11 protein-coding genes are annotated in these 18602 nt (G+C 42.2%); 5 read left to right on the top strand and 6 right to left on the bottom strand.

Annotation, left to right across the window (positions count from 1 at the left end):
• Positions 1-158: 158 nt before the first annotated feature.
• From adhE to KTE19_RS09455, 4 genes are all read right to left on the bottom strand, one after another.
• Complete coding sequence (adhE, locus tag KTE19_RS09470; protein WP_217342156.1) at positions 159-2783, bottom strand: bifunctional acetaldehyde-CoA/alcohol dehydrogenase; 2625 nt, start codon at positions 2781-2783, stop codon at positions 159-161.
• Positions 2784-2997: 214 nt separating this feature from the next.
• Positions 2998-3528 (bottom strand): DUF1836 domain-containing protein, encoded by a 531-nt coding sequence (locus tag KTE19_RS09465; protein WP_217163858.1) that lies wholly within the window; start codon positions 3526-3528, stop codon positions 2998-3000.
• 139 nt (positions 3529-3667) lie between these two features.
• Positions 3668-6037, bottom strand: coding sequence for an HAD-IC family P-type ATPase (locus KTE19_RS09460; RefSeq protein WP_217342155.1), 2370 nt, complete (start codon positions 6035-6037; stop codon positions 3668-3670).
• A 237-nt stretch (positions 6038-6274) separates the two neighbouring features.
• Positions 6275-6640, bottom strand: coding sequence for a hypothetical protein (locus KTE19_RS09455; RefSeq protein ID WP_217163862.1), 366 nt, complete (start codon positions 6638-6640; stop codon positions 6275-6277).
• Positions 6641-6834: 194 nt separating this feature from the next.
• Between KTE19_RS09455 and KTE19_RS09450 the strand changes: the two genes are divergently transcribed.
• The 3 genes from KTE19_RS09450 (at position 6835) to nrdI (ending at position 12662) form a co-directional block, all read left to right on the top strand.
• A complete protein-coding gene (locus tag KTE19_RS09450) occupies positions 6835-8214 on the top strand; it encodes a hemolysin family protein (protein ID WP_217342154.1) in 1380 nt (459 codons plus the stop codon).
• A 712-nt stretch (positions 8215-8926) separates the two neighbouring features.
• A complete protein-coding gene (locus tag KTE19_RS09445; protein ID WP_217342153.1) occupies positions 8927-12049 on the top strand; it encodes a YfhO family protein in 3123 nt (1040 codons plus the stop codon).
• Positions 12050-12212: 163 nt separating this feature from the next.
• A complete protein-coding gene (gene nrdI / locus KTE19_RS09440) occupies positions 12213-12662 on the top strand; it encodes a class Ib ribonucleoside-diphosphate reductase assembly flavoprotein NrdI (RefSeq protein ID WP_217342152.1) in 450 nt (149 codons plus the stop codon).
• A 196-nt stretch (positions 12663-12858) separates the two neighbouring features.
• Here nrdI and KTE19_RS09435 read toward each other — a convergent pair whose 3' ends face one another.
• Both KTE19_RS09435 and KTE19_RS09430 read right to left on the bottom strand, forming a co-directional pair.
• Positions 12859-14028, bottom strand: coding sequence for an MDR family MFS transporter (locus KTE19_RS09435; RefSeq protein WP_217163883.1), 1170 nt, complete (start codon positions 14026-14028; stop codon positions 12859-12861).
• Positions 14029-14328: 300 nt separating this feature from the next.
• Positions 14329-15063, bottom strand: coding sequence for an Ig-like domain-containing protein (locus KTE19_RS09430; protein WP_217342151.1), 735 nt, complete (start codon positions 15061-15063; stop codon positions 14329-14331).
• 262 nt (positions 15064-15325) lie between these two features.
• Between KTE19_RS09430 and zwf the strand changes: the two genes are divergently transcribed.
• Together zwf and gndA are read left to right on the top strand one after the other, a co-directional pair.
• The gene (zwf, locus tag KTE19_RS09425) at positions 15326-16804 is read left to right on the top strand and encodes a glucose-6-phosphate dehydrogenase (protein WP_217163887.1); all 1479 of its coding nucleotides are present in this window, start codon (positions 15326-15328) and stop codon (positions 16802-16804) included.
• Between the two features lie 158 nt (positions 16805-16962).
• Positions 16963-18396, top strand: a complete 1434-nt coding sequence (gene gndA, locus KTE19_RS09420) for an NADP-dependent phosphogluconate dehydrogenase (protein WP_056982003.1) — start codon at positions 16963-16965, stop codon at positions 18394-18396.
• The last annotated feature ends 206 nt before the right edge of the window (positions 18397-18602 follow it).

Genomic DNA, 18602 nt, shown 5'->3' with positions numbered 1-18602 from the left:
TTTTTATTCTAACGAGAAACAAAAAATCTGTCATCAGTAATAGATAAAATCTATTACCAACAACAGATATTGTAGAACCTATATAAACAACGTCTCCAACAATGAACAAGGACCGTTCGTTATTGGAGACGTTGTTTATGCTCCGGGATCAACCCGGCTTAGTCACGCTCTACATTTGTTCCATCATAATCATCAATCATAATCTGCTTGAGATCAGCAATTAATGGTTCCTTTGGATTAGCTGTGGTGCATTGATCTTCGTATGCGAGTGTTGCCAGGCGGTCCAATGATGCTTCGAACTTGGCTTTGTCAACGCCTTGAGCCTTTAAGCTCAAAGTGACACCTACTGAATGAGCCAATTCGATAAACTTCTGAACTAATCCTTCGATCAATTCTTCATCATTTTTCCCTTGAATACCAATGTATCGAGCAATATCGGCATAGTCTTTGTTAGCCCGGAAATACTCGTACTTAGGCCATGCGGCAATCTTTTCAGGCAACTTGGCATTGAAGCGGATTACATGTGGTACCGTGATTGCAATTGCAATTCCGTGGGTAATGCCAAATTCACCACCGAGTTTGTGAGCAACTGAATGAGTGATTCCTAGGAAGGCATTTCCAAAGGCCATCCCTGCTAAAGTAGCTGCATTGTGCATTTCTTCACGGGCGTGAGTGTCACCATTGTATGACTTGGTTAAGTTCTCAAATACCAGCTTGATTGCTTGCAATGACAATGGTCGAGTGTAATCGGAAGCCATTGTTGAAACATACGATTCAATTCCATGGCAAAGGGTGTCAAGACCTGATGCAGCAACGGTTCCCTTTGGTACAGTTTCAACAAATTGTGGGTCAACGATGGCAACATCTGGTGTCAAGGCATAGTCGGCCAGTGGGTACTTAACATGAGTCTTTGAATCTGTGATAACCGCGAATGGGGTAACTTCCGAACCAGTCCCCGAAGTGGTTGGAATGGCAATCATTTGCGCCTTACGAGGCTTCTGGAAACGATATGCCCGTTTTCTGATATCGATAAACTTTTGCTTGGCACCGAAGAAACTTGTCTTAGGGTCTTCGTAGAACAGCCACATATTCTTTGCAGCATCAAGTGGTGACCCACCCCCCAAGGCAATAATGGTATCTGGCTTGAAAAGGCGCATTTGGGCAACCCCTTTTTCAACCGTATCAGTTGTTGGGTCAGGTTCAACATCTGAGAACAACGAATATTGGATTTCATTAGGACGACGTTTCAGTTCATCAAGAACCTTATCAACGTAACCGTGTTCGACCATTCCTGGTGTGGTTACGATGAATACTTTGTTGATGCCTGGCATGTCATCAAGGTATCTGATAGAAGTCTTTTCGAAGTAAACCCGTGGTAACTTAATCCATTGCATATTATTTCGTCTCTTTGCGATAGTTTTGATGTTCAATAAGTCGTAATCGGTCACATTGTGAGAAATTGAGTTTGCTCCCCACGAACCAGTTCCCAATGTCAATGATGGCGTCATTTCATTATATAGATTACCTAATCCGCCAAGACTGGTTGGCGTATTAACAAGCACTCTGGCAGCCTTCATCTTGATACCAAACTTAAGTGCCAAGTCGTCATCAAGAGTTTGAATGCCTGCGGTATGACCAAGACCACCAAATTTGAGCAATCGTTCACAAATATCGAAGGCATCTTCTTGAGCCTTCGCACGATAAATGCTGATGACTGGGCAAAGCTTTTCGGCTGATAATGGTTCCTTAGGGCCAACTTCAGTTACTTCCGCAGCCAAAATCTTTGTATTGTCTGGTACTTTGATATCGGCTAGTTCAGCGATTGCTTTAGCAGACTTACCAGGAATTGGACCGCGAACACTAACACGTTGTGGATCAAACATAGTATCAGCAAGCTTCTTTTGTTCCTTCTTTGGAACGAAGTAAACGCCATTTTTAACTAACTCGGCTTTAACCTGTTCATAGATCTCAGTATCAATAACAGCACTGTTTTCAGTCGCACAGATCATCCCGTTATCAAAGGTCTTTGAAAGAACCAAATCGTTCACTGCCCGTAAAATATTGGCCGTTTTTTCAATATAAACAGGACCATTACCAGGACCAACACCAAGGGCTGGTTTACCAGTAGAATAAGCGGCCTTCACCATGCCGGGACCACCAGTAGCTAAAGTACTGGCAACTCCTGGATTATTAATTAATTTATCAGTTGCTTCAATACTTGGTTCGGTGATCCATTGGATACAACCCTCCGGAGCGCCGGCGGCAATTGCAGCATCGCGAACAACTTTGGCTGCTGCAATTGATGATTTCAATGCTTGGGGATGGAAACTAAAGATAATTGGGTTTCGGGTTTTCATCGAGATAATTGATTTAAACAATGCAGTTGAAGTTGGGTTGGTTACAGGTGTGATTCCTGCAAGGACACCGAGGGGTTCAGCGACAGTAATTAACTGACGCTCCTTATCATCCTTGATAACGCCGACAGTCTTATGATTACGGATGCTGTGCCAGATCTCTTCGGTAGCATACATATTCTTAATTGCTTTGTCTTCAGCAACCCCACGGCCGGTTTCGTCATAAGCCATCTGAGCTAATTCCATGTGCTTATCTTGACCAGCCATCACCATTTCGTGAGTGATGTGATCAACTTTCTCTTGATCAAATGAGTCCATGATTTTAAGTGCTTTTTGCGCCTTTGAAACTAAACCGTTAATCATTGTATCAACGTCAGTCTTGCCTTCAGTTTTTGGTGCTTTCTTTTCTGCTACTTTGTTTTCAATCATTGCTTGCCTCCAATGAAAATATGTTTGTTATCAATTTCACAATTACAATACTATCACAATTTTTTGAATTGTAAATAGTTTTGTTCAAAAAATCACAAAAGTTTTCAGTAAGCGTCGAATCCCTGTGACATCAAGGTAAACAAAAGGAGGAGCTTATAATTCAGTCCCCTCCTTAATGAAAACGATTACAGAAATTACCATGTGAACGCTTTCGCTACTTTTCGATTTTAGTTAAAGGTTTTTCAATAATTTCCAACAGTTTTTCTGATTGAACTCGATCAATGATGACATTTACAGCAACTTGCATTAATTTATCGTTCAAATTTTTTTCTTCAATCGCCCGGCCGTTATTTCTGCCATCGATGTTCTTAAACGAGAACATGAGCCGTTTAACGAAACGATCATAAGCTTGCTGCGGATAAATATTGGCGGTTACTTGATCAATCCCATGACGAATGGTTGCCAGTGAAAAGGCTGGCTTCAATAAGCTAATTAAAATCACGTCCGCAATCTGCATGGTTTGATATTTTTTCTTGACGGGTGCCATGATCGCCTTGTGCTTGACGTAATTATTAATCATCGCTGGCGTCACTTGATCAATTCCAATCGGTCCCAGTGTGTCATTCACCAGAGCAGTCACCTGATCCATGTACAGCGAGAAATTAGGTAATTCTGACCACAATGGCAACTCCACCTTCTTTAGTTTCTGTTCCCATTGTTCATATTGTTCTGCATCGTAGCTCATGAAATCACCCCCCTTGGTTTTATTATACCATATTATCTAGTTTCAAAGACTAGCTAGAAGCAAATAAAAAACAAGCTTTGCTAAATGGTAACCTGCTAAGCTTGCTTAACCAAAACTGGCCTGAACTGCGCCGCCAACATTACGATCTCTTTTTCCGAGCTCTTCGCTTTTCCCGTTGCGTTAGGAAGGTTGAAATGACCCCTTGTAAGAACATATACAGTGGGTAGGCCGTTGCAATCAGCGGAACCGCGTACAGCCAAATATCCTTATCAAAGAATGAAACCAGGGAGAATATGTTGTTGAAGAAGACAATGATGGCTAAAAATGCGGCAAGAACAAGTACGTCCATCCCCACTTTAAGCCGATTCAACGGACGTGAAACCATCACCAACGCCAACCAGCAAATGGCCCCCGTCAAAAGGACGCAGAGTGTTGAAGTAAATTCATACTGCAGGCCAAAGAATGACCCAACAATTTCAATCACCAAAATATAGCCAACAATACAAATTGCGGCTGGCGTCGAAATAATCAGCACTTGTTTCATAAATTGATTCGTAATTCTGGAAAAATTAGGCTCCAGCGCCAGGAAGAAGGATGGAATGCCGACCATGAGCGACGTAATCGGGGTCAGCTGAATTGGTTCAAACGGATAGCCCATCGTCATGAACAGGAAAATAAACGAGAGCGCAACGGAATACATTGTCTTGATGAGATACATTGAGGCAACCCGTTCAATGTTATTAATGACCCGTCGGCCTTCCTTCAGCACATCAATCATTGCATCAAAATTAGAATTGATCAACACAAAGTCAGCGATACTCTTCGTACTTTCGCTCCCGGAAGCCATTGCAATCCCACAATCAGCTTGGCGAAGTGCCAGCAGGTCGTTAACACCGTCACCAGTCATCGCAACCGTATGTTTTTGGGCTTGCAGAGCACTAATTAATCGCTTCTTCTGGTCAGGCGTTACCCGGCCGAACACCGTATTTTCTTGAGCGATTTTGCCAAAATCATCCTCAGCGTGAACAGTCGACATGTCAATTGCGTGTTCAGCATTCCGAATATCTGCGGTTTGGGCAATTGTTGACACGGTTGTCGGATCGTCCCCAGAAATCACCTTGATCTCCACGTCTTGATTCCGAAAGTACTGAAACGTGTTGGCCGCATTTGGCCGAATGACATCAGATATCAGTACCAATCCCATTAGTTGGGGATCAACTAACGGTTTGTCAGCTGCTAATTCGTCGACTTGAGCAACTGCCAGTACTCGGTAGCCCTCTTTGGCATAGCCGGTCACTCTTGCTTTTAAGCTGTTTGATAAGTCTTTGAAAATAAACTGTGGGGCTCCAAATACATAGCGATGAGCATCTTCAAAGCCCACCCCACTCCATTTTCGTTCTGAAGAAAAGGGCACGATCTCTTCGGCCTGCCATCCAGGATCAGCTAACGCATTGGTAATCGCCCGGGCCGTTTCGTTATTATCACCGGTACTGTACGTGATCCCGGCAATCACTTGTTTCAGCTGATCGGCAGCAACTTCCGCTGTCGGGATAGCGTCAACGAATTTCAAATCACCACTGGTGATGGTTCCCGTCTTGTCCAAACAAATCACGTCAACTCGCGCCAAGGTTTCAATTGCCGGCAAGTCTCGCACCAACGTCTTCTTTCTTGCCAAATGCATCGCAGAAACGGCCAGTGTCATTGATGTTAGCAGCACCAATCCCTCTGGAATCATGCCAATCATTGCGGCAACTGAGCCGAGGATCGCTCGGTTAACGCCAGTGCCACCATATAATTTTGCCACAAAGAGAACAATCCCGAGTGGAATGATGACATAAGTTAACACTTTGATGATCCGGTTAATTGTGTTTAAGAGAATGCTCGAAGTGTCTTCACCCTTTTTGGCTTCATTAGAAATATGATTAACAAATGTATCGGCGCCAACTTTGGTGACTAGCATTTTGCCAGATCCGCCAACCAAAAAAGTTCCTGAGGTCAGTCGATCACCCGGCCGTTTGACAATCGTTTCGGATTCACCGGTAATGGGAGATTCGTCAGTCTCCATCCCCCTGCTTGCCAGCACCTTCCCATCGACAGGGATTTGGTCGCCACGGCCAAGGGAGATGACGTCTCCGAGGACAATGTCTTCTGGTAGAATCGGAACTGTTTTTGAATTTCGAATCACATTGATTTTGCCCTCAGCGAGCAGCACCATCTTATCAACTTGGCGCCTAGAACGGATTTCTTGGATAATCCCGATTGCGGTATTAAAGATCGCAATTCCGAGAAATAATAAATTTTTGTAGCTGCCGGTATAAAATACCAGGGCACCTAAAATAACGTTGATCAGGTTAAATAGTGTCAAAATATTGTCGCGAAAAATCTCTTTGACGCTTCGAGTAAGCGATTGTTCGGCTGTATTCTTATGGTTAGTTTGGATTTGCTGTTTGACTTGTGCGTCGCTAAGCCCGTGTTCAGAACTCACCTCGGCTAAATTAATCTCGGCCATCTGATCAACACCTCACTTTATCTTAATTGTACAAAATAACTGTGTAAAAACACATTTTTTTGTATGGTTTGAAGGAATTTTAAGGTTATTCGGCAATTAAAAGTAGCCTATTTGCCGTTAAAGAATCAAACGTGGTCCAAAATAACCCAGTGATCCGAAAAAGGCTCCACCATCAAAATCCAAGGATCTTGATGGTGGAGCCTTTACATAATCGTATCTAAGTGTTTTTATTGGTAACTATCTAACAATTTTTTTATTCAAAACTTCTGACAGCTTCTTTAAAGCTTCATCACGTGACTTGATGACATCCATGTTCCAAATAATGGAGTCAATGTCGCCGCCTGCAAAGTCGAATTTTTCAAAGTAAATATAAGGATCTTCATCGCTCTTTTGGAAGATTTTATCGATTCGTTCGGCAAATCCCTTTGTCCAATCGTCGTCATCCATCTTTGCGAAATCTTTTTTAGTGACATAGCCTTTTTCTTCAATAAGGTCGACCGCTTTTTTGACATCGTCATCCGAATACTCAAACTTTTTGTCGGTTTCTCGTTCTGCTTCATCGGCTTTTTTTTCTGCTGCACTTTCTTTGACCTTTTCAGCCATAACCTACATCCCCTTATTTTGTATCTATTACTAGCCTAGCACTGTTTCACGGGAATATTAAGAAAAAAGTCGCAGAGAATTTTCAATAATCCCCAAACCACTTAAAAATTCTCTTGTTCGAGCGTATAATTAGAGTTAATCTTTAAGCTACAAGATATGTCATACTATTATTATTTGAAATGAGGAATTGAATTTTGGGAGATAGCCAGATACTGACTAATCTAGTGATTGTAATTGTTACGTTCTTCTTTGCGGCATTCTTTGTTGCCAGTGAGTTTGCCTTGGTTCAAACAAGGGCGAGTGCACTTGAAGAGCGAAAAAGAGACTTCATTAAGAAACAAGGCAAAGGCGCCAAGGCAGTTAAAAGGGTTAATCGTGAAATCCACATGGTCACCAACTTAAACGAATACTTGTCAACGACTCAAGTTGGTGTCAGTCTTGCCGGCATCATTTTAGGTTACTTAGGTGAATCCTTTGTCGTTACAATTCTAGTTGACGTCATGGAAATTCACAACTCACCGATTGATCCAACGACGGCTCACGCAGTTGGCGCGGTCCTTGGAATTATTATCTTAACCTATTTGGAAGTTGTTTTAACTGAAATTGTCCCTAAGAACATCAGTATTGATATGCCCCTTAAGGTGTTGAGCTTTATTTCAACACCGCTTCACTATTTCCACGTCATCTTCTATCCATTCGTTTGGTTACTCAATGTTTCAGCCAATGGAATCGTGAAGATGTTGGGCTTGCAGGTTGCCAACGAAAATGACGAATCTTTCTCGCAGGCAGAAATCCTTAATTTATCTCGGAATGCCGTTAAAAGCGGTCAGTTGGAACAAAATGACTACCTATATATGCGGCGCGCCTTTCAGCTGAATGATAAAGTCGCTAAAGACATCATGATCGATCGAACTCAGCTGATTGTGATTGATATTAAAACAACCGTTAAACAAGCTATCCAAGTCTATCTGCAAAAGAAATTTAGTCGGATTCCCGTCGTTGCAGATAACAATAAGGATAAAATATTGGGTTATGTCTATAATTACGATTTGATTAGGCAATCTCAAGTCGATTCATCCATTAAGATTGACCGGCTGCTTCGGGACATTTCAACGACACCAGAGATGACACCAATTACGGATGTCTTGCATCAGATGATTAAGAAACGAACACCAATCGTCGTTGTTGTTGATGAATACGGTGGTACGTCCGGGATTATCACTGACAAGGATATCTACGAAGAACTCTTCGGGACTGTCAGAGATGAAATTGATCCTTCATTTACTGAGTACATTTTCAAACAGCCTAACGGAACCTATCAAGTCAATGGCAAGTTGACGACCCATGATTTCGAACGTTACTTTGATGCAGATTTCCCTGAGTTTACGACTTCAGACGCCGTTACCCTTGCTGGATACTTCCTTGATAATTATCCTGATATCAAGGCGGGCGATATCATCTCATTTGAGAACTTTGACTTTAAAATTATTGATTATGAAAATTCGTTTATCAACTGGTTTGAAGTTACCAAGCATCAACCAGCAAAAACAAACGATGAGGATGAATCCAAATAGTCCAATCTGATAAGGCTGTACCAAGGCATAGACTTCTGGTCAGCCTTTTTACATATTATTTCTGCTTGAGTGAAGGGGGCACCTTCGGCAGCAACCTGCATGTAAGCACCATCGAGAAAAATTCCAAAACTGGGAATTTCCCTCGGTGCCGACTTACACTCCGATCTCTAACCGCTTGGATCCGCTCACTTATTTCTAGGACAGCTTCGTAAAGCAGAAGTCTGCATGTAAGCACCACCGAGGGAAATTCCAGAATCGGGAATTTCCCTCGGTGGAGACTTACACTCCGATCTCTAACGCTTTACTTAGCTCACTTTTCTTAGGACAGCTTCGTAAAGCAGAAGCTTCCACCTAAGCACCTTCTGCAAAAGTCCCAAAATCAGGGATTTCCGCAGAAGGAGACTTAGGCTCCAGTTTCTAACCGCTTTACTCCGCTCACTTATTTTAGGACAGCTCCTCCAAGCAGAGATCTGCATGTAAGCACCTCGAACAAAAATTCCCAAAACCGGAATTTCCGTTCGAGGCGACTTACACTCCGATCTCTAACCGCTTGGATCCGCTCACTTATTTTTTAGGACAGCTCCTCCAAGCAATAATCTGCATATAAGCACCTTCGGCAGAAATCCCCTAAACCGGGATTTCCACCGAAGGAAACTTATATTCCGATTATTCCCGCTTGGATCCGCTCACTTATTTTTTAGGAGGGTTTCACTTGAAAAAAGTTTGGCAAAAAACACCTGCATGGATCACCTATTCGGTGCTATTTGTCGCACTGATTTGTGTTCTTGTTGGGTGCTTATTCATGACTGGCCGCTCAATGATTTGGGAACTGGACGGGTTGGCACAACACTATCCCATTTTGGTTCAGTTCCGGCATATGATTATCTCGTTCTTGAATAACCCCAGTGGCGGCTTTACTCACTGGGCTTGGAACATCAGCTTAGGATCCGATCAATTAACCAATTTTTCCTACTATGTTGTAGGTGACTTATTCAACTACTTGATCATCCTATTCCCCAAGAGCCAGATCGAAACCGGTTTTGCCTTTCTCGTTTTCTTACGTATGTATGCTTCCGGCTTAGCCTTTCTGCTTTACGCGTCAACATATAAATTCAAAAAATTCAGTAAGGTCGTCGGGGCCGTAGCTTACACTTTTAACGGTTATGCTCTGGCAACCGGCCTTCATCATCCCTTCTTTATTCTACCGCTAATTTTCTTCCCGCTACTTTGCTACGGCATCGATCGGGTCTTAACTAACAAATCATGGCTGCCACTGATTTTTGCAGTCTTCCTTGTTTTCTTAGGTAACTTTTACTTTGCCTGGATTTTAGGAATTGGTGCCATCTTCTACACCCTTATCAAGAGCGCCAGCCTGTGGAAGCATCCTGACTTTCATTTCTTCAAATCCCTTGGAAAACTCATTGTATCAGTTGTCCTCGGGCTTGGAATGTCGGCAATCGTCTTCATCCCAACAATTATTCTTGCTACTGGTTCAACTCGAATCACGGACAATTTTGCTAATGGCTTAAAAGTCTTTCCACCGGAATATTACTTAAATATCATCGATTCAATCTTACCAACTGGGCGGGCAATGAACTTCTGGCTGGTCATCGGCATCTCGTCAGTTTCGTTTCTCGGCCTGGTCTACATGCTCCGCCACTTCAAAACCTATCTCTGGAATAACATTGGCTTAGTCATCGTTTGCATTGGGATTCTCATTCCCGCATTCGGGGCGGTTATGAACGCTTTGTCGACACCATCGAACCGGTGGGTCTTACTTGGAAATATTATTTTCGGGATCGCAACAGTCATTTTCATGGATAATTTGGATCACTTCACCAGAAGAGATGTTGGCTGGTTCGCTGGTGCAGGTGCCTTATTGATTGTTTTGGTCTGGGCATCAAATGGTTTCTTAATGAACCTTCAGCGGCATGACTTTGTGACCTACGGATTCTTATTAGCAACCGTTATTGTCGTTCTGTGTGCCTTTTTCTTCAACTGGAGCAGTCCGACCAAGAAGCTCATCATTCTAAGTGTTTTCATGCTCAATATCGGTAGTAACATTATCGGGATCTACAGTCCTAACGCCAGCAATTTAGCGATTCAGCAAATGAACCGTGACTTACCTACCAGATTTGAACAAGATTATTTTAATGGCGCCAACAATTACCTGAAGGACCAACCAGGTTTCTTCCGAACATCTAAAGCACCCCGATACCATTACAATGAGCATCTACAGAACTTAGCTAACTACACCAATACAAACACCGACCTTTCAATGAACACCGGGGTCAATGACGAGTCTGTTTATCTAACGCTTCAAAATGGTTACCTTGGCAAATTCTCTCAAGCCGTTGGCAACAGCCAATTCTCAATGAACACGCCCATTGCCCAAGGGGATTATCGAACCGCCTTCAACGATCTACTGGGTGTCAAATATATTTTTGCTAAAGCAAATACCAAAAAAGCACCGACGCTCCCCTATGGTTACAAGCCTGTCCGGGATAAAAGCGGAAAAATCAAGACGTTTGAGGCTAAACCCAGGGTGAACGCCGTGCCAGCGATTGAGAATATGGATGGAACAGCCATCTATAAAACTAATAATGCGTTGCCGCTAGTCTACTCACAAACTAAAACGGTCTCACCGAGCCAATTCAACCAGTTAAACGCAGTTGATCGAGAACGGGTGATGACTCAAGGTGCAGTGGTTAACAAGGATCAATACAACACCAATCCACTCACGTACAAATCCCCAAGTCATCATCTAAAATACAAAGTGCAGGTCGATGAAACCAAGGTGATTGATTCTGGCCGACAGCTAACTAAATATCGGTTAGGAATTTTAGGCGATCAAGATGCTGATAAAGTCATTGACCAGCCCCACGCACAAGTCAGTTTATCAGCTAACCTTCAAAAAACGAAGGCACTGTTGGAAACCAACAAAATGATTCTTGAAAACAATAAGTACGAAAACAAGAACGGCTTGAAAAAGATGACTTCCGATGTGACTGGTAAGCCTTTTGACTATTCCCTGACAATCAATAAACCCAAACAAACAAAGAATGCAGAACTGTTTCTCGTCCTCGATGGCATTAAACAAACTGATGGAACCATTGCGGAACACAACAAATGGTACGAAAATGAATTTCTACTACAAAACAAGCTATATTCAAGGCTTGCCAAAGTTAACGCTGCTCGTCACGACTTGTTAAAGCCAACGTTCGGCGGATACCTATTTGATGCCCGAGCGAAAGGGTTCCATAACGGCTATGCTCAATATGACAAAGATAATCTCTCCAATTATCGTCAAATTCACAGTATGGTCTTGAACTTGGGCTATTCCAAGAGTGCGCGAAAGACGATCACGTTGAACTTTAATCAGGTTAAAAACATCAAGTTCAAGTCAGTTAAGTTGATCGCAATGCCATATAACCAGTCATACGACAAGCAGATGGCCCACCTCAAACAAACGGGGTTAAAACATCTGAATGTCCATCAAAATAATGTCACTGGAACCGCGAATAATCGCCAAGCCACGACTTTAGTCACCTCCATCCCATACTCAAGTGGTTGGAAACTGACCATTGACGGCAATCAAGCTAAAACTTTCGTTGTCAATAAGGGGTTTGTGGGTGCAAAGCTCCCAGCCGGCATTCACCACATTCATTTCCATTACACGACTCCTGGTTTAAAATTCGGTACTTGGCTGTCAACTGGCAGCGCGCTGGTTGTCCTATTGCTAATCATCGGTACTGGCTTTATGAAGTTATTTCCCCAAGAAAAAGAACCCGCAAAACACGCATCTCGTCATTTGAAAGGTCATCGAAAAGATTGAACTTGCTAACTGGTTCAACAATCGGTACAGTTATTGTGAGGCATATGAATTTTAGGATAGCTGCTCCAAGCAATCAGCCTGAATCGGTCCCAAAATTTTGGGAGAGTAACCCTTTTCGGCTTTAATCGCTTGGATCCGCTCACATATATTGAGGAGGGTCATCTTGAGTCCAATCAAAATTTTATTTATTTCAATTGAGGGAAATACCCGTTCATTTGTTAAGAAACTGGCTGATTATGCAGCGGGAATGCACGATCAGGACAGTCAAAATCCCGTCGTTCAGTTAAAAGAAATTTCTGAACAAACGGATTTTGCCGATGAAACCGACCCGTATTTTGCTTTTGTCCCAACCTACTTGGATGGTGGCAATGGTATTGATAACGGTGTTAAAGAACTCATGACTAATGCCCTGGGGGAATACATCGGTTACGAAAAAAACGCTTCGCTATGTCATGGAATTGTTGGCAGCGGCAATAAAAATTTCAACGAACAACATTGTCTTACCGCCAAACGATACGCATCTGAATTCAACGTCCCGTTCCTCGCGGATTACGAATTACGCGGAACTGGCCGGGATGTTGAACGGATTTACGACTTGCTCAAGCAAAGTTAATATTTATAAAAATGAGACTGAGATCTATGTTAATTTCCAATCGGTAATTCTTAGCTTAGAGCCCCCCGATACTTGGATAAAAGCTGCACCAAACGGCTGATCCCAGAATTTAACGAAAATAACCAATTATTCTGACACCAGGAATAATTGGTTATTTTCGTTAAATTCTGGGATCAAAGCGCCGATTGTTCCAGTCTCATTTCGTCAATTCCCGACTTCGATTAACAATCATCAGAATCACCATAAAGATGATAATCAACCCCGCCGCCAGCATGAACAGCCCGCGGTAAGAAGCAAAGTCAAGAATCAAGCCACCGAACAATGGGCCGATTGCCCGACCACAAGACATGAATAGATTATACATACCTTGGAATTTTCCTCGCTGCTGAGGGGTCGACAGGCTATCGATCCAAGCTGGGATTCCCGGAAATCCAATCATTTCGCCCAACGTGGTAATCACCATCACTAAAATAAATGCCGGATAAGTCTTGGCAAATATCAAGCAGATAAATGAGGCAGCGAACACCATTGAACCAACGTATGTCTGGGTACTCAATTTAATCCGGGTACTCATCCGATTGACAAATGGCTGGCCAAACACGATCATCAGACCATTTAATGTCCACAGCAAACTATAATTTTCAAATGGAATGTGCAGATTCGTCATATGAACTGGCACAACACTTTCCCACAATGCATATGCTAAGTAGAGTGCCAAAACAACTCCACAAATGGCCAGCACCACTTTATTCACATTGACCTCTGGTGGTGCCCCGAGCGTGATTGCCTTATCAGGAATTCGCCGATCAACTTCAACGTTGAAATCAATCAAGGTAATGATCAATAGTGCGGCGTAAAATAACGACGTCACCATGAACACAACCGTCACGCCATGCTTCAGCAGGAACCCGACCATCAATGTTCCAATCACAATCCCGACATTTTGCCCAATATACAGAATATTAAAAATTGCTCGGGTTGACCGACTTTTGATACTTGCCGCATAGGAATTCAACAGGGTCATGCACGAGCCATCCCCGAAGCCCACGAATAACAGCAAAATCGAAAACATCGGCCAGTCATGAAAGAAGATCAGGGCAACAATTGCTGAAGTTGAAATTAAAACGCTGATGATCGTCGATAGATATGGGGACCACCGGTCGAATAAATACCCACCTAAATAATTGCCTAACATCATAAAGCCTGACATTGCCAACAACGTAAACCCAGCCAAAGTGAGTGACTTATGTAAGTAGTTATGCATGTAAACAGTAACAAGCGGCCACATGAATGAGGCGCCAGCGTTTAGGATAAGGGAATAAATAATGACCGAATTAAATCGAATTTCGCTCCTTTTCTTAAACAATTAATCAGTCCCTTCATTAGTATTCAATAATCGTACAAACATCCCTAACTATTCTCGCATATTATGGGGGAAAAGAACAACTATTATGAGTCAATTAGCTTGTATGAGTGACTGCTTCAAATATCCTGTATTGAAGTATTTTCCTTAATTCTTATACAGTTGATTCTGCATACGAAAAAGGCCGGCCACTTAAGTGAAAAAAATAATGCATTCAAAAACTCGAATGCATTACTTTTTTCACTTAAATTCCAGGATCAAATCGCCTTTCATCCCAATCTCCTCAAGTGGTTAATGAGTGATTTATTTTTCCAATCCGAACTTGTAATAATGAACTGGTGAGTTGCCATATTGAACTTTGACAGCCTTGTTGGATTTATTAACAATAATGAAATGGGTGTTGTCAGTAAATCTCAAGTAGAACTTTTCATAATTCTTGTGGCCGCGTTGACGGTAGGTAATTCCCCAAAATGACTCGCTATAAGTTGTCACTTTGTAATTTGCGTAGTTAATTAATTTCTTTTGGAATTGACCATTCTTGTACAAGCCTTGGTTTAATCCGCCTGCTTGACTGAACTTGGTAACGACAGTGTAACCATTGTTGTTACCTGACTTCCAAGTACCGGTTGGTTCACCAATTGTAATCTTGTTGCTTGAGGAACTCTTACTGGTGCTGGTAGTTGAAGAAGTCGTGGCTGCTGATTTGGCAGCTTTAACAATCATAATTCGATAGAAATATGAAGTTGAAGACTTACGGGCATAAACATAAAGTTTCTGGTTTGCTTTGACGCTTGTATGCAAAGGTGCACTAAACTTTCCAGTTTGGCTATTCGCTGTCGTGGTTGTTAACACCTTTTTGCTGGGAGTCCTCACGATAATCGAAACGCCCTTGGTAGCCGTTCCGCTAACACTCTTTGAAGTCGTATAGACGTTGTTGACCTTTAGTGAAGGAGAGCTGCTCGCTGAAGCTTGAGTGCCAAACCCCGCTAAAACTGAAAATATAACCGCAAAGAAGGCAATAATTTTAAATTTTTTCATCTTGTTTACTCCTAATCTTTAATTTGCAAACTTCATTATAACGGGTTCAAAAAGATTGTGCTGGAATGTTCATCCCATTTATATAATTCTTAATAAACCATTGCTACAGAGCCATTCGAAAATTGAAAAGCCACATTATGAAAATAATATTCATTTACATCGTCAATACGCTTTTGTTGTGCAGATTTGTGTTATATAATGTTAGCGAACTGGTATAGACATATCAGCTTACTTAGTTAACTTAATGATAGGAGTGAACATTTTGCCAACTGAAAGACGTTCTTTGATTGTACTCTTCGGAGCAACTGGTGACCTTGCCACTCGTAAACTTTATCCAGCGATGCTAAAGCTTTACGAAAAAGGAAACATTCGTGAACATTTTGCCGTGATTGGAACTTCCCGTCACAAGATAGATGATGAAAAATACCGAGAAATCGTTGAAAAATCGGTAGCTAAAGAAACAAGTAACAAAAAGATGATCAGTGATTTTGCCAGTCATTTCTACTTTGTCACCCATGATGTGACTAACGTTAGTCATTACGCAAACTTAAAAGATAAATCAGCAGAATTGGACAAGAAGTATGCTTTAGGTGGAAACCGAGTCTTTTATATCTCAATGGCCCCGAACTTTTTTGGAACCGTTGCCAAGAATCTCAAGACTCAGCACCTACTCTCAGAAAATGGCGGTTTCAACCGACTCGTGATTGAAAAGCCATTTGGTCGTGATTTTGAATCAGCTAAACAGTTAAATGACGAATTAAGTGCTGCATTTGAAGAAAATCAAATTTTCCGAATCGACCATTACCTTGGTAAGGAAATGATCCAAAATATTGAAGCCATTCGCTTTGGCAACACTATTTTCGAAGCCCTTTGGAACAACCGATACATCGATAACATTCAAGTTACCTTGGCTGAAAACCTTGGTGTTGAAGAGCGGGCCGGTTATTACGATAACTCAGGTGCGCTGCGTGATATGGTTCAAAACCACATTATGCAGATTGTCAGTTTGCTCGCGATGGAGCAACCGGTTGCATTTAAGGATACCGATATTCGGCAAGAAAAAGTGAAGGCTTTACGGAGTCTCCGGGTATACAACGTTGCTGAAGCATCAACCAACTTTGTCCGTGGCCAATACGGTGGTGTTGGTAACTCTAAGGAATATCGTCAAGAAGATGGGGTTCCAAAGGATTCTAATACCGAAACCTTTGTTGCCGGTAAGTTATTATTTGATAACTATCGTTGGTCTGGAACACCGTTCTATATCAGAACTGGTAAGAAATTGGCTGACAAGTTTACTCGTGTGGACGTTGTCTTCAAGAAGCCGCTCGTGGATATCTTCTCCTTCCCACAAAGTGGCAGTACCCCATTAAACGCCAACGTTTTGACGATCTTCATCGAACCAAATCAAGGCTTCTCATTGATGGTTAATGCGAAAAACAGTGAACAAGGATTCCATACTGAACCCGTTAACTTGCAATTCCTTGAAGACTCCAAGCGAACCAAAGAAACGCCACAACCGTACGAACGTTTAATCCATGATGTGTTGAAGGGTGACGGTACTAACTTTGCCAGCTGGCCTGAAGTTGCCAGTGCATGGAAGTTTGTTGACCAGATCCGTCGGGTATGGGATATTCAACAACCAATGTTCCCTAATTACATTCCAGGATCAATGGGACCAGTTTCTGCAGATGAACTGTTGGCAAGAGATCACCGAGAATGGGTTTACAAATTGAATAAGTAGTCATGAAAAACATTTTCAAAATTTGTATGAGTGTTTTCACAATCTTTGCAATTGTTTGAACAAATTCCTACTCTAGCGTGCTTTTTTGTTCACTTTATAATTGTGAGATGGTACACTAACTGTGTAGTAATTCTTAAAAAGAAAAGGATGGTTTTTAAATGTCTGATCAAAAAGCAAATATCGGTGTTGTCGGAATGGCCGTTATGGGCAAGAACTTAGCCCTTAATATCGAAAGTCGCGGTTATACCGTTGGAATTTTCAACCGTACCGGCGCTAAGACCGAAGAAGTTATGAAGGATCACGGAGACAAGAAACTTGTTCCTAGTTATACGATTGAGGATTTTGTTAAGTCACTTGAAACCCCTCGTCGAATTGTCATGATGGTTAAGGCTGGAAAGCCAACTGATGCTGTGATTGACGAATTACTACCATTACTTGATAAGGGCGATGTCCTTATTGATGGTGGTAACACTAACTTCCACGATACGATGGCTCGTAACGCCCGCCTTGATAAATCAGGAATCAACTTTATCGGCATGGGTGTTTCCGGTGGTGAGCTTGGTGCCTTACAAGGTCCTTCACTAATGCCAGGTGGTCAAAAAGAAGCCTACGATTTGGTTGAACCAATTTTGAAACAAATCGCTGCTAAGGCCCCTGCTGACGGCGAACCATGTGTTACTTACATCGGCCCTAACGGTGCTGGTCATTATGTCAAGATGGTCCACAATGGTATCGAATATGGTGATGAAGAGTTAATCGATGAAAGTTACAACATTTTGAGAAACCTTGCTGGTTATAATGTTGACGAATTAGCTGACATCTACAAAGACTGGAACAAGGGCGAACTTGACAGTTACTTAATCGAAATCACTGCTGATATCTTGACTCACAAAGATGACTTGGGTGACGACAAGAGCAAGCCAATCGTTGATATGATTCTTGACCGTGGTGCCAACAAAGGTACTGGTAAGTGGAGTTCACAAGATGCCCTTGAAATCGGTATCGATCAATCAGTCATTACTGAAGCCGTTTATGCACGATTCATCTCAATGTTCAAGAAGGATCGAGTTGCTGCTTCTAAGGTACTTCCAAAGCCTAAAGCTGACGTTGATTTCGATAAGAAAGAAATCGTTGAAAAGGTTCGTGAAGCCCTCTACTTTGGTAAAGTAATGAGTTATGCTCAAGGCTTTGACCAATTAAAGGCTGCTTCAGACCAATACAAGTGGGATATCAAGTTAGGCGAAATGGCAAAGATTTGGAGAGCCGGCTGTATCATTCGGGCTCGTTTCTTGCAAAACATCACCGATGCTTACGACAAGAACCCAGACCTTCAAAACTTGTTGCTTGACCCTTACTTCACAGATATCTGCAAGAAGTATCAAGAATCAGCTCGTGACGTGGTTGCCTTGGCTACAAAGGCCGGCGTACCAGTCCCATCATTGGCTGCTGCCGTTTCTTACTACGATTCATATCGTTCAGAAGTTGTTCCTGCAAACTTGTTGCAAGCACAACGTGACTACTTCGGTGCTCACACATATGAACGTGTCGATCGCCCAGGAAACTTCCATTATACTTGGTATGAAGAACAATAGAGTGCTGAACCCAACGGTTTGACGCGTTAATATAACAAGGATCATCGGTAATCCTGGGCTTTAGGATTATTGATGATCCTTGTTATATTATTAAGCGTCAGTTGGGTGAAGCACGTTTCCACCATATAGCGGCTCTTCGTCAACTGTTGTTGGTGAAACTAAATTCGAGTTCTAATCACTTTGTGATTAGGGCTCTTTTTGTTTTG

Source organism: Lentilactobacillus dabitei (genome assembly GCF_019061365.1).
Taxonomy (GTDB): Bacteria; Bacillota; Bacilli; order Lactobacillales; family Lactobacillaceae; genus Lentilactobacillus; species Lentilactobacillus dabitei.
The sequence above is the reverse complement of the archived record's forward strand: the minus strand, read 5'-3'. Positions and strand labels throughout refer to the sequence as shown.

Bases quoted from the DNA above. Each gene is read 5' to 3' on its own strand.
- KTE19_RS09460 (WP_217342155.1), bottom strand. From the start codon at position 6,037: ATGGCCGAGATTAATTTAGCCGAGGTGAGTTCTGAACACGGGCTTAGC.
- KTE19_RS09455 (WP_217163862.1), bottom strand. From the start codon at position 6,640: ATGGCTGAAAAGGTCAAAGAAAGTGCAGCAGAAAAAAAAGCCGATGAA.
- KTE19_RS09465 (WP_217163858.1), bottom strand. From the start codon at position 3,528: ATGAGCTACGATGCAGAACAATATGAACAATGGGAACAGAAACTAAAG.
- KTE19_RS09430 (WP_217342151.1), bottom strand. From the start codon at position 15,063: ATGAAAAAATTTAAAATTATTGCCTTCTTTGCGGTTATATTTTCAGTT.
- gndA (WP_056982003.1), top strand. From the start codon at position 16,963: ATGTCTGATCAAAAAGCAAATATCGGTGTTGTCGGAATGGCCGTTATG.
- adhE (WP_217342156.1), bottom strand. From the start codon at position 2,783: ATGATTGAAAACAAAGTAGCAGAAAAGAAAGCACCAAAAACTGAAGGC.